The 14,603-nt window shown below is 63.0% G+C and carries 13 protein-coding genes and 5 tRNA genes; 13 read left to right on the top strand and 5 right to left on the bottom strand.

Features of this window, described 5'->3' with window-relative positions; genetic code table 11:
- Window positions 1–75: 75 nt before the first annotated feature.
- From astA to N7607_RS09430, 11 genes are all read left to right on the top strand, one after another.
- Window positions 76–1,101 (top strand): arginine N-succinyltransferase, encoded by a 1,026-nt coding sequence (gene astA / locus N7607_RS09380; protein ID WP_137971744.1) that lies wholly within the window; start codon window positions 76–78, stop codon window positions 1,099–1,101.
- Window positions 1,098–2,561, top strand: a complete 1,464-nt coding sequence (gene astD / locus N7607_RS09385) for a succinylglutamate-semialdehyde dehydrogenase (protein ID WP_279866458.1) — start codon at window positions 1,098–1,100, stop codon at window positions 2,559–2,561. The genes astA and astD overlap by 4 nt, the downstream gene beginning before the upstream one ends.
- Window positions 2,561–3,907: an N-succinylarginine dihydrolase gene (gene astB, locus N7607_RS09390; protein ID WP_279866457.1), complete on the top strand. Its 1,347-nt coding sequence runs from the start codon at window positions 2,561–2,563 to the stop codon at window positions 3,905–3,907. The genes astD and astB overlap by 1 nt, the downstream gene beginning before the upstream one ends.
- Before the next feature lie 11 nt (window positions 3,908–3,918).
- On the top strand, window positions 3,919–4,203 hold the full coding sequence (locus N7607_RS09395) for a topoisomerase II (protein ID WP_279866456.1): 285 nt from the start codon (window positions 3,919–3,921) through the stop codon (window positions 4,201–4,203).
- 29 nt (window positions 4,204–4,232) lie between these two features.
- Window positions 4,233–5,225: a succinylglutamate desuccinylase gene (astE, locus tag N7607_RS09400; RefSeq protein WP_279866455.1), complete on the top strand. Its 993-nt coding sequence runs from the start codon at window positions 4,233–4,235 to the stop codon at window positions 5,223–5,225.
- 192 nt (window positions 5,226–5,417) lie between these two features.
- Window positions 5,418–8,042 carry an alanine--tRNA ligase gene (alaS, locus tag N7607_RS09405; RefSeq protein ID WP_279866454.1) on the top strand — a complete coding sequence of 875 codons (2,625 nt, stop codon included), beginning with the start codon at window positions 5,418–5,420 and terminating at the stop codon, window positions 8,040–8,042.
- A 102-nt stretch (window positions 8,043–8,144) separates the two neighbouring features.
- Window positions 8,145–9,383, top strand: a complete 1,239-nt coding sequence (locus tag N7607_RS09410) for an aspartate kinase (protein ID WP_279866453.1) — start codon at window positions 8,145–8,147, stop codon at window positions 9,381–9,383.
- 184 nt (window positions 9,384–9,567) lie between these two features.
- Window positions 9,568–9,753, top strand: coding sequence for a carbon storage regulator CsrA (gene csrA, locus N7607_RS09415; RefSeq protein ID WP_003244478.1), 186 nt, complete (start codon window positions 9,568–9,570; stop codon window positions 9,751–9,753).
- Window positions 9,754–9,815: 62 nt separating this feature from the next.
- A tRNA-Ser gene (locus N7607_RS09420) sits at window positions 9,816–9,906 on the top strand.
- 104 nt (window positions 9,907–10,010) lie between these two features.
- Window positions 10,011–10,087: transfer RNA gene (locus N7607_RS09425), tRNA-Arg, on the top strand.
- A 71-nt stretch (window positions 10,088–10,158) separates the two neighbouring features.
- Window positions 10,159–10,235: transfer RNA gene (locus N7607_RS09430), tRNA-Arg, on the top strand.
- A gap of 39 nt (window positions 10,236–10,274) precedes the next feature.
- Here the strand turns inward: N7607_RS09430 and N7607_RS09435 are convergent.
- On the bottom strand, window positions 10,275–10,778 hold the full coding sequence (locus tag N7607_RS09435) for a hypothetical protein (RefSeq protein ID WP_279866452.1): 504 nt from the start codon (window positions 10,776–10,778) through the stop codon (window positions 10,275–10,277).
- A gap of 318 nt (window positions 10,779–11,096) precedes the next feature.
- Between N7607_RS09435 and mgtE the strand changes: the two genes are divergently transcribed.
- Window positions 11,097–12,539, top strand: coding sequence for a magnesium transporter (gene mgtE / locus N7607_RS09440; protein ID WP_279866451.1), 1,443 nt, complete (start codon window positions 11,097–11,099; stop codon window positions 12,537–12,539).
- Window positions 12,540–12,598: 59 nt separating this feature from the next.
- On the opposite strand, the gene N7607_RS09445 is transcribed toward mgtE, so the two are convergent.
- Entirely contained in the window at window positions 12,599–12,925 is a 327-nt protein-coding gene (locus tag N7607_RS09445; protein WP_279866484.1) for an Arc family DNA-binding protein, read from the bottom strand.
- A gap of 436 nt (window positions 12,926–13,361) precedes the next feature.
- On the opposite strand from N7607_RS09445, the gene N7607_RS09450 reads away from it, so the two are divergent.
- A tRNA-Arg gene (locus tag N7607_RS09450) sits at window positions 13,362–13,438 on the top strand.
- Window positions 13,439–13,552: 114 nt separating this feature from the next.
- On the opposite strand, the gene N7607_RS09455 is transcribed toward N7607_RS09450, so the two are convergent.
- The 3 genes from N7607_RS09455 to mobA form a co-directional block, all read right to left on the bottom strand.
- Window positions 13,553–13,629 (bottom strand) — tRNA-Pro (locus N7607_RS09455).
- A 92-nt stretch (window positions 13,630–13,721) separates the two neighbouring features.
- Window positions 13,722–13,940 (bottom strand): YgdI/YgdR family lipoprotein, encoded by a 219-nt coding sequence (locus N7607_RS09460; RefSeq protein ID WP_279866450.1) that lies wholly within the window; start codon window positions 13,938–13,940, stop codon window positions 13,722–13,724.
- A gap of 58 nt (window positions 13,941–13,998) precedes the next feature.
- Complete coding sequence (gene mobA / locus N7607_RS09465) at window positions 13,999–14,580, bottom strand: molybdenum cofactor guanylyltransferase MobA (RefSeq protein WP_279866449.1); 582 nt, start codon at window positions 14,578–14,580, stop codon at window positions 13,999–14,001.
- Window positions 14,581–14,603: the final 23 nt, after the last annotated feature.

Raw genomic sequence — 14,603 nt, forward strand, 5'->3', positions numbered from 1 at the left:
AGGTGGCCCGTAGGGCCGGATGAGGGAGCGTCCCTCACCCCTGGCCCCGAGAGGGGCGAGAATTCTGGAGGCAATATGATCGTTCGTCCCGTCCGTAGCACCGACCTGTCGGCGCTGATCGACCTGGCCCGCAGCACCGGCACCGGCCTGACCACCTTGCCGGCCAACGAGGAGCGCCTGGCGCACCGGGTCGGCTGGGCGGAGAAGGCCTTCCGTGGCGAGGCCGAGCGCGCCGACGCCGACTACCTGTTCGTGCTCGAGGACGACAACGGCCAGGTCGTCGGCATCTCCGCCGTCGCGGGTGCCGTGGGCCTGCGCGAGCCCTGGTACAACTACCGGGTCGGCCTCACCGTCAGCGCTTCCCAGGAATTGAAGATCCACCGCGAGATCCCGACCCTGTTCCTGGCCAACGACATGACCGGCAACTCCGAGCTGTGCTCGCTGTTCCTGCATGCCGGCTACCGCACCGGTCTCAACGGGCGCCTGCTGTCCAAGGCACGCTTCCTGTTCATGGCCGAGTTCCGCGAGTTGTTCGGCAACAAGGTGATCGCCGAGATGCGCGGCATGTCCGACGAGAACGGCCGCTCGCCGTTCTGGGAGAGCCTGGGTCGGCACTTCTTCAAGATGGAGTTCAGCCAGGCCGACTACCTCACCGGTGTGGGCAACAAGGCCTTCATCGCCGAGCTGATGCCCAAGTTCCCGCTCTATACCTGCTTCCTCTCCGAGGAGGCGCGCAGCGTCATCGGTCGCGTGCACCCGGACACCGAGCCGGCGCTGGCCATGCTCAAGGGCGAGGGCTTCAGCTACCAGGGCTTCGTCGACATCTTCGACGCCGGCCCGGCCATCGAGGTGGAGACCGACAAGATCCGTGCGGTGCGCGACAGCCAGAACCTGGTGCTGGCCGTGGGCACGCCGGGCGACGACGCCATTCCCTATCTGATCCACAACCGCAAGCGCGAAGACTGCCGTATCGCCGCCGCGCCGGCGCGTGCCGCCGCCGGCACCCTGGTGGTCGACCCGCTGACCGCCAAGCGCCTGCAGCTCAGTGCCGGCGCTAATGTGCGCGCCGTGCCGCTGTCGGCCAAGGAGAGCAAGCAATGACCACGCATTACATCGCCGGCAGCTGGCAGGCCGGGCAGGGCGAGGCCTTCGACTCGCTCAATCCGGTGACCCAGGAGGCCGTGTGGAGCGGTCAGGGCGCCAGCGCCGCGCAGGTCGAGCAGGCCGTCGCCGCCGCCCGTGCCGCTTTCCCGGCCTGGGCCCGTCGCTCGCTGGACGAGCGCATCGCCATCCTCGAACAGTTCGCCGCCACCCTCAAGGCGCACAGTGACGAACTGGCCCGCACCATCGGCGAGGAAACCGGCAAGCCACTGTGGGAGTCCGCCACCGAAGTGACCAGCATGGTCAACAAGGTCGCCATCTCCGTGCAGAGCTACCGCGAGCGCACCGGCGAGAAGAGCGGCCCGCTGGCCGACGCCACCGCCGTGCTGCGCCACAAGCCGCATGGCGTGGTCGCGGTGTTCGGCCCGTACAACTTCCCTGGCCACCTGCCCAACGGCCACATCGTGCCGGCGCTGCTGGCCGGCAACGCCGTGGTATTCAAGCCCAGCGAGCTGACCCCCAAGGTCGCCGAGCTGACTGTGAAGTGCTGGGTCGAGGCAGGTCTGCCGGCTGGCGTGCTCAACCTAGTGCAGGGTGCCCGCGAGACCGGTGTGGCCCTGGCCGGCAGCCCGGGCATCGACGGCCTGTTCTTCACCGGCTCCAGCCGCACCGGCAACCTGCTGCACAGCCAGTTCGCCGGCCGTCCGGACAAGATCCTGGCGCTGGAGATGGGCGGCAACAACCCGCTGGTGGTCGACCAGGTTCAGGATGTCGACGCCGCCGTCTACACCATTATCCAGTCCGCCTTTATCTCCGCCGGCCAGCGCTGCACCTGCGCGCGCCGTCTGCTGGTACCGATCGGCGCCTGGGGCGATGCCCTGCTGGCGCGCCTGGTGGCGGTGGCCTCGACCATCAAGGTCGGCGCCTTCGACGAACAACCGGCGCCGTTCATGGGCTCGGTGATTTCCCTGGCCGCTGCTGAGCATCTGCTCAAGGCCCAGCGTCATCTGCTCGACAGCGGTGCCCAGGTGCTGCTGGAAATGATTCAGCCGGTACCCAACGCCGCGCTGCTGACCCCGGGGATTCTTGACGTGACCGGCGTTGCCGAGCGTATTGATGAGGAGTTCTTCGGCCCGCTGCTGCAGGTGATCCGCTACGCCGATTTCGATGCCGCCATCGCCGAGGCCAACAACACCCAGTACGGCCTGGCCGCCGGCCTGCTGTCCGATAGTGCTGAGCGCTACCAGCAGTTCCTGATCGAGAGCCGCGCCGGCATCGTCAACTGGAACAAGCAGCTGACCGGTGCCGCCAGCAGCGCGCCGTTCGGCGGCGTGGGCGCCTCCGGCAACCATCGCGCCAGCGCCTACTACGCCGCCGACTACTGCGCGTACCCGGTCGCCTCGCTGGAGAGCGCCACCCTGAGCCTGCCCGCCACCCTGACCCCGGGAGTGAGTCTGTGATGTCCGCCTATGAAATGAACTTTGATGGCCTGGTCGGGCCGACCCACAACTACGGCGGTCTGTCGTACGGCAACGTGGCGTCGCAGAGCAACAGCCAGGCGACTTCCAATCCGAAGGAAGCGGCCAAGCAGGGCCTGGGCAAGATGAAGGCGCTGATGGACCTGGGCTTCAAGCAGGGCGTGTTCGCCCCGCAGGAGCGCCAGGACGTCGCCGCCCTGCGCAGCCTGGGCTTCACCGGGACCGACGCCGAGGTGATCGCCAAGGTCGCCAAGCAGTCCATGCCGTTGCTGGCCGCCGTCAGCTCGGCTTCCAGCATGTGGACGGCCAACTCCTGCACCGTCAGCCCCAGCGCCGACACCGCGGATGGCCGCGTGCACTTCACCGCCGCCAACCTCAACTGCAAGTTCCACCGCAGCATCGAGCACCCGACCACCAGCCGCGTGCTGCGTGCCATGTTCGACAGCGAGCAGCACTTCGCCCACCACGCCGCGCTGCCCGCCGTGGGCCAGTTCGGTGACGAGGGCGCGGCCAACCATACGCGCTTCTGCAAGAGCTATGGCGAGGCCGGCGTGGAGTTCTTCGTGTTCGGTCGCAGCGCCTTCGACGGTCGCTTCCCGGCGCCGCAGCGTTATCCGGCGCGGCAGACCCTGGAAGCCTGCCAGGCGGTGGCCCGTCTGCACGGCCTGGGCGACGAGGGCGTGGTCTACGCCCAGCAGAACCCGGCGGTTATCGATCAGGGCGTGTTCCACAACGACGTGATCTCGGTGGGCAACGGCGAGGTGCTGTTCTATCACCAGGACGCCTTCCTCGACACCGACAAGGTGCTGGCCGAACTGGGCGACAAGCTCGGTCGCCGTGGCGGCAACTTCCAGGGCGTACTGGTGCCGCGCGACGCCGTGAGCGTCGACGATGCCGTGCGCTCCTACCTGTTCAACAGTCAGCTGCTGACCCGTGCCGACGGCAGCATGCTGCTGATCGTGCCGGAGGAATGCCGCAACAACGCCAACGTCTGGGCCTACCTGCAGCAGCTGACCAGCGGCAGCGGCCCGATCCGCGAGGTCAAGGTGTTCGACCTCAAGCAGAGCATGCAGAACGGCGGCGGCCCGGCCTGCCTGCGCCTGCGCGTGGCGCTCAAGGAGTACGAGCTGGCGGCGGTCAACCCTGGCGTGGTGATGACCCCCGCGCTGTTCGACACCCTCAACGCCTGGGTCGACAAGCACTACCGTGACCGCCTGGCGGAAAGTGACCTGGCCGACCCGCAATTGCTGATCGAATGCCGTACGGCATTGGATGAACTGACCCAGATCCTTAAACTGGGCTCCGTCTATCCCTTCCAACTCGCCTGAGAGCCCTGAACATGTCCGAAGCCCTGCAACTGATCCTCGAAGATACCGACGGCACCCAGCTGGAAACCACCTGCACCCGCTTTGCCGTGATCTGGCAGGGCAAGGAAGTGTGGATCCAGGCCGTTGGCGAACAACTGCTGATCGGCGTGGACGTGGAGGAGGGCGACACCGAGTACGCTAACCTGCTGCTGCGCCCGCAGGCCACCAACCTGGTCGGCCTGCAGCTGGAAATGGAGCCGGCCGACCTGTCCGGTGACGACGAGGATCATGTACACGGCCCCGACTGCCAGCACTGAGCCGGACCGTAAAGACTGAGGTAATCCCCATGCTCGCCCTCGGCAAACTGCTCGAACTCACCCTGGCCGGCCGCGAGCCGACCGAGAAGATTCAGCTGACCCGCGAGGGCGCACGCCTGCACTGGCTGGGCGAGGGCGTGCTGGAAGTGACGCCGACCGCCCACGACGACAGCGGCCTCGACCTGCTGCTGTCGGCCGGCATCCATGGCAACGAAACGGCGCCGATCGAACTGCTCGACCGACTGCTGCAGGCCATCGCCTCTGGTCAGCTGCTGCCCAAGGTGCGCATCCTGTTCCTCTACGGTAACCCCGAGGCCATGCGCCGCGGCGAGCGCTACATCGAGCAGGACATCAACCGCCTGTTCGACGGCCGCCATGCTCAGAGCAGTGGTTTCGAGGCGCTGCGCGCCAACGAGCTGGAGCGCCACGCCGCGGTATTCTTCAGCAAGGAAGGCCGCGCGCGCCTGCACTATGACCTGCACACGGCGATCCGCGGCTCGAAGATCGAGCAGTTCGCCCTCTATCCCTATGTCGAAGGCCGCGAGCACTCGCGCGCCGAGCTGGCCCGCCTGCGTGCCGCCGGCATCGACGCGGTGCTGCTGCAGCGCAAGACCGGTATCACCTTCAGCTCCTACACTTACGCGCGCCTGGGCGCCGAGGCTTTCACCCTGGAGCTGGGCAAGGCGCGGCCGTTCGGCCAGAACGAGATGGTCAACCTCGACCTGCTGGAGAAGCGCCTGCGCGAGCTGGTGGAGAACTGCGAGCCGGAGAGCGAATCGCTGGACGGCCTGCAGCTGTTCGCCGTGTCCCGCGAAGTGATCAAGCACAGCGACGCCTTCAAGCTGCACCTGCCGGCCGATATCGAGAACTTTACCGAGCTTGAGCCCGGCTTCCTGCTGGCCGAGGACATCGCCGGCACTCGCTGGCTGGTGGAAGAGCAGGGCGCCCGCATCATCTTCCCCAACCCCAAGGTCAAGAATGGTCTGCGCGCCGGCATCCTGATCGTCCCCACCGAGCTGTGACTCCCCTCTCCCTCCGGGAGAGGGGCGGGGGTGAGGGTGTTCTTGGCCGCTCGCTCTCGTGACCAGCCCGGCACTCGATAGTCGCTTTCTATCCAAATTCCCCGCAAACGGGCTGTCCCTGCCGCGCGGGGCCGATATAATGCGGCCCTTTGCCGGCTTTTGCCGTGGCCGCCGTTTGCCTGGATGAAATAGATGAAAAGCGCAGAAATCCGTGAAGCCTTCCTCCGCTTCTTCGAAGAGAAGGGGCACACCCGCGTCGCCTCCAGTTCGCTGATTCCGGCGAACGATCCGACCCTGCTGTTCACCAACGCCGGCATGAATCAGTTCAAGGACTGCTTCCTCGGCCTGGAAAAGCGCGCCTACACCCGCGCCACCACCAGCCAGAAATGCGTGCGTGCCGGCGGCAAGCACAACGACCTGGAAAACGTCGGCTACACCGCGCGCCACCACACCTTCTTCGAGATGCTGGGCAACTTCAGCTTCGGCGACTACTTCAAGCGTGACGCCATCTCCTACGCCTGGGAATTCCTGACCAGCGACAAATGGCTGAACCTGCCGAAGGAGAAGCTCTGGGTCACCGTCTACGCCACCGACGACGAGGCCTACGACATCTGGCACAAGGAAGTCGGCATCCCGGCCGAGCGCATGATCCGCATCGGTGACAACAAGGGCGCGCCCTACGCCTCCGACAACTTCTGGGCCATGGGCGATACCGGCCCGTGCGGCCCGTGCACCGAGATCTTCTTCGACCACGGCGACCACATCTGGGGCGGCCCGCCCGGCTCGTCGGAAGAAGACGGCGATCGCTACATCGAGATCTGGAACAACGTGTTCATGCAGTTCAACCGCACTGCGGACGGTGTGCTGCACGCGCTGCCGGCGCCGAGCGTGGATACCGGCATGGGCCTGGAGCGCATCAGCGCCGTGCTGCAGCATGTCAACTCGAACTACGAGATCGACCTGTTCCAGAGCCTGCTCAACGCTGCGGCCAAGGCCATCGGTTGCGCCAATGAAGGCCAGGCTTCGCTGAAAGTGGTCGCCGACCACATCCGCTCCTGCGGTTTCCTGATCGCCGACGGCGTGACTCCATCCAACGAAGGCCGCGGCTACGTGCTGCGCCGCATCGTGCGTCGCGCCTGCCGCCACGGCAACAAGCTGGGCGCCAAGGGCAGCTTCTTCTACCAGATCGTTGCCGCGCTGGTGGCCGAGATGGGCGAAGCCTTCCCCGAACTGAAACAGCAGCAGGCGCACATCGAGCGCGTGCTGAAGACCGAAGAAGAGCAGTTCGCCAAGACCCTGGAGCAGGGCCTGAAGATCCTCGAGCAGGACCTAGCCGACCTCAAGGGCAGCGTCATTCCCGGCGACGTGGTGTTCAAGCTGTATGACACCTACGGCTTCCCGGTCGACCTGACCGGCGACATCGCTCGCGAGCGCGAGCTGACCCTCGACGAGGAAGGCTTCGAGCGCGAGATGGAGGCACAGCGCGTGCGCGCCCGCTCCGCCAGCTCGTTCGGCATGGACTACAACAGCCTGGTCAAGGTCGACAGCGACACCTTGTTCCTTGGTTACACCGGCACCGCCGGCACTGGCAAGGTCGTTGCCCTGTTCAAGGATGGCGCTGCTGTCGACAGCCTGGACGAAGGCGAGGAGGGTGTGATCGTCCTCGACCAGACGCCGTTCTACGCCGAGTCCGGCGGTCAGGTCGGCGACAGTGGCTATCTCTCCGCTGCCGGTGCGCGCTTCGATGTGCGTGACACTACCAAGGTCGGCGGTGCTTTTCTTCACCACGGCATCGTCGCCCAGGGTGGCATCAAGCTCGGCGCTGAGCTGCAGGCTGAAGTCGATGCCTCGGTACGCCAGGCTACCGCGCTGAACCACTCCGCCACCCACCTGCTGCACGCCGCGCTGCGTCAGGTGCTGGGCGAGCATGTGCAGCAGAAAGGCTCGCTGGTCGATAGCCAGCGTCTGCGTTTCGACTTCAGCCACTTTGAGGCGATCAAGCCCGAGCAACTGAAGCAGCTGGAAGAGCTGGTCAACGCCGAAATTCGCAAGAACTCCGCAGTTGAAACCGAAGAAACCGATATCGAAACCGCCAAGGCCAAGGGCGCCATGGCGCTGTTTGGCGAGAAGTACGGCGACGACGTGCGCGTGTTGACCATGGGCGGCGGCTTCTCTGTCGAACTGTGTGGCGGTACCCACGTATCACGCACTGGTGACATCGGCCTGTTCAAGATCACCAGCGAAGGCGGCGTGGCCGCCGGCGTGCGCCGTATCGAGGGCGTTACCGGCGCCGCGGCGCTGGCCTGGCTGAATGGCGCGGAAGAGCAGCTGAAAGAAGCCGCCGCACTGGTCAAGGGCAGTCGCGACAACGTGCTGGACAAGCTGTCCGGCCTGATCGAGCGCAATCGCCAGCTGGAAAAAGAGCTGGAACAGCTCAAGGCCAAGGCCGCCAGCGCTGCTGGCAACGACCTGGCCGGTTCGGCCGTGGACGTGAAGGGCATCAAGGTGCTGGCCTCGCGTCTCGACGGCCTGGATGGCAAGGCCCTGCTGGCGATGGTCGATCAATTGAAGAACAAGCTGGGCAGCGCGGTGATCCTGCTCGGCGGCGTGTTCGAGGACAAGGTGGTGCTGGTCGCCGGCGTGACCCAGGACCTGACCGCCAAGCTCAAGGCCGGTGACCTGATGCGTCAGGCCGCAGCGGCTGTCGGCGGCAAGGGCGGTGGTCGTCCGGACATGGCTCAGGGTGGCGGCGTGGATGCCGGCAAGCTCGACGAGGCGCTGGCACTGGCGGCGACCTTCGTCGAACAAGGCGCCTAAATACGGTGAAACCAAGGCCTGCAGTGCGTCCGGCAGGCCTTGGCAGTGTGACCCGATGCGGGTTTAATGGGCGCCCTTCGAGGAATCAGGCGGCTTTTTGACATGGCGTTGATCGTACAGAAGTTTGGGGGCACCTCAGTCGGTACCGTGGAGCGTATCCAGCAGGTTGCCGAGAAGGTGAAGAAATTCCGCGAAGGCGGCGACGATATCGTTGTCGTGGTTTCCGCCATGAGCGGCGAAACCAACCGCCTGATCGACCTGGCCAAGCAGGTCAGCGACGGCCAGCCGGTACCGCGCGAGTTGGACGTGATGGTCTCTACTGGCGAGCAGGTGACCATTGCCCTGCTGGCCATGGCCCTGATTCAGCGCGGCGTGCCGGCGGTGTCCTACACCGGCAACCAGGTGCGCATTCTCACCGACAACGCCCACACCAAGGCGCGCATTCTGCAGATCGATGACCAGAAGATCCGTGCCGACCTCAAGGCCGGTCGCGTGGTGGTAGTCGCCGGTTTCCAGGGCGTGGACGAGGAGGGCAACATCACCACCCTCGGCCGCGGCGGCTCCGACACCACCGGCGTGGCTCTGGCTGCGGCGCTGAAGGCCGACGAGTGCCAGATCTACACCGACGTCGATGGCGTCTACACCACCGATCCGCGCGTGGTGGCCAAGGCCCAGCGCCTGGACAAGATTACCTTCGAAGAGATGCTGGAAATGGCCAGCCTTGGGTCCAAGGTGCTGCAGATCCGCTCGGTGGAGTTCGCCGGCAAGTACAACGTCCCGCTGCGCGTGCTGCACAGCTTCCAGGAGGGGCCGGGCACCCTCATTACCCTTGACGAAGAGGAATCCATGGAACAGCCGATCATCTCCGGCATCGCCTTCAATCGCGACGAGGCCAAGCTGACCATCCGTGGCGTACCGGATATTCCCGGCGTGGCCTTCAAGATCCTCGGCCCGATCAGTGCCGCCAATATCGAAGTGGACATGATCGTGCAGAACGTGGCGCACGATAACACCACCGACTTCACCTTCACCGTGCACCGCAACGACTATCAGAACGCCATGGGCGTGCTGGAAAACACCGCGCGTGAGCTGGGTGCCCGTGAAGTGATCGGCGATACCAACATCGCCAAGGTCTCCATCGTCGGCGTCGGCATGCGCTCCCACGCGGGCGTGGCCAGCCGCATGTTCGAGGCGCTGGCCAAGGAAACCATCAATATCCAGATGATCTCCACCTCGGAAATCAAGGTGTCCGTGGTCATCGAAGAGAAGTACTTGGAGCTGGCCGTGCGCGCCCTGCACACTGCCTTCGACCTGGATGCGCCGGCCCGACAGGCCGAGTGACGATCTACTGAAAGGCGCGGTTATCCGCGCCTTTCGCTTTTTTGGCCGGTTTGGCAGGGGACTTTTCTTTTGTCGGGGCTGGTCAATACTTGGGTGAAGGCGTCGCACTTGATATAGGCGATGCTGCCACCATTTTATTTCTTGCAGACTGTTGTCCCGTAATTGAATCCGTAAGGAGAAAGGAATGCTGATTCTGACTCGCCGGGTCGGAGAGACCCTGATGGTGGGTGATGATGTCACCGTCACCGTGTTGGGCGTGAAAGGTAATCAGGTGCGCATTGGTGTCAATGCTCCCAAGGAAGTTGCCGTGCACCGCGAAGAGATTTACCAGCGCATCCAAAAAGAGAAAGGCGACGAACCAAGCCACTAATTTTTCTCGAAATTTTGGCTTTGCAAACGGGGAAAACATGGTTATCATGCGCCCCGTGTTGCGGAGAGGTGGCCGAGTGGCCGAAGGCGCTCCCCTGCTAAGGGAGTACACCTCAAAAGGGTGTCGGGGGTTCGAATCCCCCCTTCTCCGCCATATTCACAACCTAGGTTGTGTTTGTGCTAAGTCCGATAAGCTATTGAAGTTATTCGGAAAAGTGCTTGACCTGATGGTTGAGATCACTAAAATGCGCAACCCACGCACTCATAGCTCAGCTGGATAGAGTACCCGGCTACGAACCGGGCGGTCGGAGGTTCGAATCCTCCTGAGTGCGCCATATTGAATGGCTTGCAGCGATGCAAGCCATTTTGCTTCAACCAGTGGTGATCTGGTCTAAAAGCGCCATACGCACTCATAGCTCAGCTGGATAGAGTACCCGGCTACGAACCGGGCGGTCGGAGGTTCGAATCCTCCTGAGTGCGCCATAAAACAAAAGGCCTGCAGCGATGCGGGCCTTTTGCTTTTCAGCGTTTGCCTTTTTCCTTCACACAGCCGTACTCGTCGAAAGTCACCTGGCGTTTGTTGCCCTTATCGTCGGCATAGTGATAGCGGGTCTGGCCGTCGTTGCTGGTGACCTTGTCCGGTTCGCCCAGGCTGCTCTCCACGTCGCGCTGGGTCATGCCGCCGTGGATTTGTTGGCGGATGACGGCACGGCGTCGCTCGCTGCTGGTGAGCTTATTGCCGCAGCCATCCTGCTTGGTGCCGACCACCACCAGGTGCTCATCATCCTTCTTGCTTTTGGCCTTGGCGCGGGTTTTCTTGGTCTTGGCCAGCGGCACGGCTTTGCCTTTGCCTGGCGTGGGGTTGTAGGCCTCCTGCAGATCCTGGCTGGCTTCTTCGGGGCAGCCATGCAGGGTATAGGTGATATGGCCTTTGCCGTCTTCGCAGCGGAACACGGTGGATGCTTGAGCGTGGCTGGTGGGGTAGAGCAGGGATGCGCAGATTCCTGCGCAGATCAGTCGCAGCATGACTCGTCCTCCTTGACGGTTGCCTTCCCCAGCCTAGACCGTCCTCGCAAGCTTTCCAGCGTGTCTTGTGAAGCCGCGCATGCGTCGAAGAAGCAGGTTGTGCTGATGTCTAGAAAAGCGCTGCAAGCGCTTGTTCTAGGCCTGATTTTGTCGCGCCGAAACGAAGTGCGGTGCTATCATTGCGGGGTCAGCCCCGCCGGGGCTTGTGGAAAACCACCATGGACTTACCCAGTAGTTACTCAACTTATTTTTCGCCCAATCGCGTTTTGACTGATTGACCCCCGCGGCGCGCCCTGCTGCTGGGGTGGAGCGTGCCGTATGACTGAAGTAGAAGCCAAAAAGCCGCAAGAAAGCCTGCAGGACCGCCTTGCCCAGGTGGTCGAGCTGTTGCATCGCCACAAGCTGGTTGAAAGCCTGACTCATCGTCAGGAGGGCCAGCATCAGGACCTGGTGGAAAACCTGGTCCATCGGCAGAACCTCGCCGAACTGCAGCGTAAGCTCGATGAGCTGCACTCCGCCGACGTTGCCCATATCCTCGAAGCCCTCCCGCTTGGCGACCGCCTGACTGTCTGGCAACTGGTCAAGGCCGAGCGCGACGGCGATATCCTCCTCGAAGTGTCCGATGCGGTCCGCGAATCCTTGATCGCGGACATGGATGACCATGAAATTCTCGCCGCCGCCAAGGACATGGATGCGGATGAGCTCGCTGACCTCGCTCCCGAGTTGCCGCGCGATGTAGTGCTCGAGTTGATGGAGTCTCTGGACGCCCAGCAGCGAGAGCGGGTGCGTTCGGCGCTGTCCTACGAGGACGACCAGGTCGGTGCGCTGATGGACTTCGAGATGGTCACCATTCGCGAAGACGTCAGCCTGGAAGTGGTGCTGCGCTATTTGCGGCGACTGAAGGAGCTGCCGGGGCACACCGATAAGCTGTTCGTGGTCGATTACGACGGTGTGCTCAAAGGTGTGCTGCCGATCAAGCGTCTGCTGGTCAACGATCCGGACAAGCAGGTCGGCGAGGTCATGGCCAGCGATCCGGTGAGCTTCCAGCCGAACGAGGATGCGCACGACGCGGCCCAGGCGTTCGAGCGCTACGACCTGATTTCCGCGCCAGTGGTGGACAAGGAAGGGCGTCTGATCGGACGTCTGACCATCGACGAGATGGTCGACCTGATCCGTGAGGAGAGCGAGAGCGAAGTGCTCAACATGGCCGGTCTGCGCGAGGAGGAAGATATCTTCGCCTCGGTGTGGAAGTCGCTCGGCAACCGCTGGGCCTGGCTGGCCATCAACCTGATCACCGCCTTCCTCGCATCGCGCGTGATCGGTCTGTTCGAGGGGTCTATCGAGAAGCTGGTGGCTCTGGCGGCCCTGATGCCGATAGTGGCTGGCATTGGTGGTAACTCGGGTAACCAGACCATCACCATGATCGTGCGCGCCATGGCGCTGGATCAGGTGGGTACCGGCAATACCTCGCGCCTGGTACGTAAGGAATTGGGGGTGGCGTTGATCAATGGTCTGGTATGGGGCGGGGTGATCGGTGTGGTTGCCTTCTGGCTCTATGACAGCTGGTCACTTGGGTTGGTGATGACCGGTGCCATGACGCTGAATTTGCTGCTGGCTGCATTGATGGGGGTGCTGATTCCTATGACACTGGTGCGCCTGGGGCGCGATCCGGCCATGGGTGCCAGCGTCATGATCACTGCCATGACCGACAGTGGTGGATTCTTCATCTTCCTGGGATTGGCTACGTTGTTCCTGCTCTAATCTACGGGAACAAAAAAGCCGGCATTAGCCGGTTTTTTTGTTGAATGCCACAGAGAGATTTAGGCCTCTTCGCTGGCCAGTTCCACATCGTGAGCGATTAGAGCGACCAGGGCGTTTTGCTGGCGTCGAGACAGCTGACGGAAGCGTTGAAGGAGTTCGCGTTCGTGCAGGGATAGTTCCGGGCTATCCAGGCGCAGATTCAGCTCATCGCCCAGAGAGCTTTCCTGGAACAGGCTTTGCTCCAGGCGCGCAATGATTTCCGAGTTCATGCTGCGGTGATGGTTACGCGCCACGTCGGCGATGCGCTCACGCATTCCGTCGGGCAGGCGGACTACAAACTTGTCAGCCGTACGGCTGGAATAGATGGCCTGTTTCATAGGGCGTATACATTAAACCGGTTAGTTCAGGAAAGCGATGCTGGCAATCAGCTACACATTGTCGCTGCTTTGACCATGTTAGGCGCTAGCCGTTCAGCCGGTAACAGCATCGGTTCGGGTTTTGATCGGTCGACTATTTGACGCCAATTACGCGACGTGATTGTGGTCCGAATACAGGCGCATTGCCAGCACCAATTGTCCGAAATGCGTACAGCTAAGCAAAACTGGTGCACTGGTCAGTATATGAATCACCTTGTAATGCCCGGAATAGAAGGGGTTAGCCTATTCGCCTGCCGGTTTTGAGGCGGCTTTGATCACGGCAATATTTCCGGCCACCGCTGGTGACAGTGAATCGTCATCCTATAGCTAGGCTTCTTCGAGGGGGAGTGGCATGACAAACCGGCCTCTGCCCGTTAACATGCCGCCCCGTCGCAGAGCGATCGCTGTCCCAGTAGCTCAATTGGATAGAGCATCCCCCTCCTAAGGGGAAGGTTGGAGGTTCGACCCCTCTCTGGGACGCCATGCATGCAAAAGCCCGCACGCCAAAAGGCATGCGGGCTTTTTTCATGGGCAGAAATGAAAAAACCGGCCGCTGAGGCCGGTTTTCTAATCGACTTTAAGTGTCGATTCGGGATTTGGTCGGAGCGACTGGATTCGAACCAGCGACCTTCTCGTCCCGAACGAGACGCGCTACCAAGCTGCGCTACGCTCCGAAGATGGCGCGCATTTTTACCGAAAAAGTTTTGCGGCACAAGGGGTTAGCTGGAAGATTTTTGCGGCCACGGTTCCGCCTGGTAAGGCGCACTCAGAGCTCTTTGACGGTAATGACCTGGTCCTTGTTCACGCGTGTCAGTTTGCCGTCGAGCTGTTCGAATTCGTAAAAGCCGGATTCCTCGTCGAACTCTGGCACGTCCATGGTCTGGATCCGGGTGCCGTCGTTGAGGGTTATGACGCTGGGCGTCGAGCAGCCGGCCAGTGCCAGCAAGCCGGTGGCGAGCAGGGCCGCCAGGGTCCGTTGGATCATGGGTATCTCCAAGAGTCTTGGGGTACGTAAGATGGGGATTTGCCGCTGCGGTTCCCGATCAGCCGCGCAGCAGTTCCGGCGTATTGAAATTGGCGAGGCGTGCGTCATTCGGCTCGCAGGAGAGCTCCCGCGGGTCGAGCTGAAGCATGGCGCGCAACGGGCTACGCTCGCCGCTCTGCCAGATTTGCTGCAGCGGCGGCAGCAAGCTGCGTGGCAGCAGGCAGAACAGCGGCTGCCACTGTTCCCCCTGGCGGACCATCACCGGTTTACCGAGGTGCTCCCGAGCCAGGCGACGCAATTCCACCAGAAGGCTTTTGTCCGCCAGCGGCGCATCGCAGGGCATTACCAGCAGCTGTTCGTGGCGCGCTACGGCGAGGCCGCTCAGCAGGCCGGCCAGGGGGCCTGGAAAGTCCGGCTCTGCGTCGCTCACCAGCTGATCGGCGAACAGCGCATAGCGCTCGGCGTTGCGGTTGCAGGAGACGATCAGGTCATCGGTCAGCGGCCTTACCAACTCGTGCAGATGTGCGATCAGTGGTTGGCCGCGCCATTCCAGCAGACCCTTGTCCTGGCCGCCCATGCGCTGCCCACGGCCGCCGGCCAGCAGCAGGATGGAGCATGGTGGGAGCGGAGGTGTCGTCATGGCAGGGCTCTGGGTCGGGGCCT

The sequence above is a fragment of the Pseudomonas sp. GD04019 genome (genome assembly GCF_029837695.1).
Lineage (GTDB): Bacteria > Pseudomonadota > Gammaproteobacteria > Pseudomonadales > Pseudomonadaceae > Aquipseudomonas.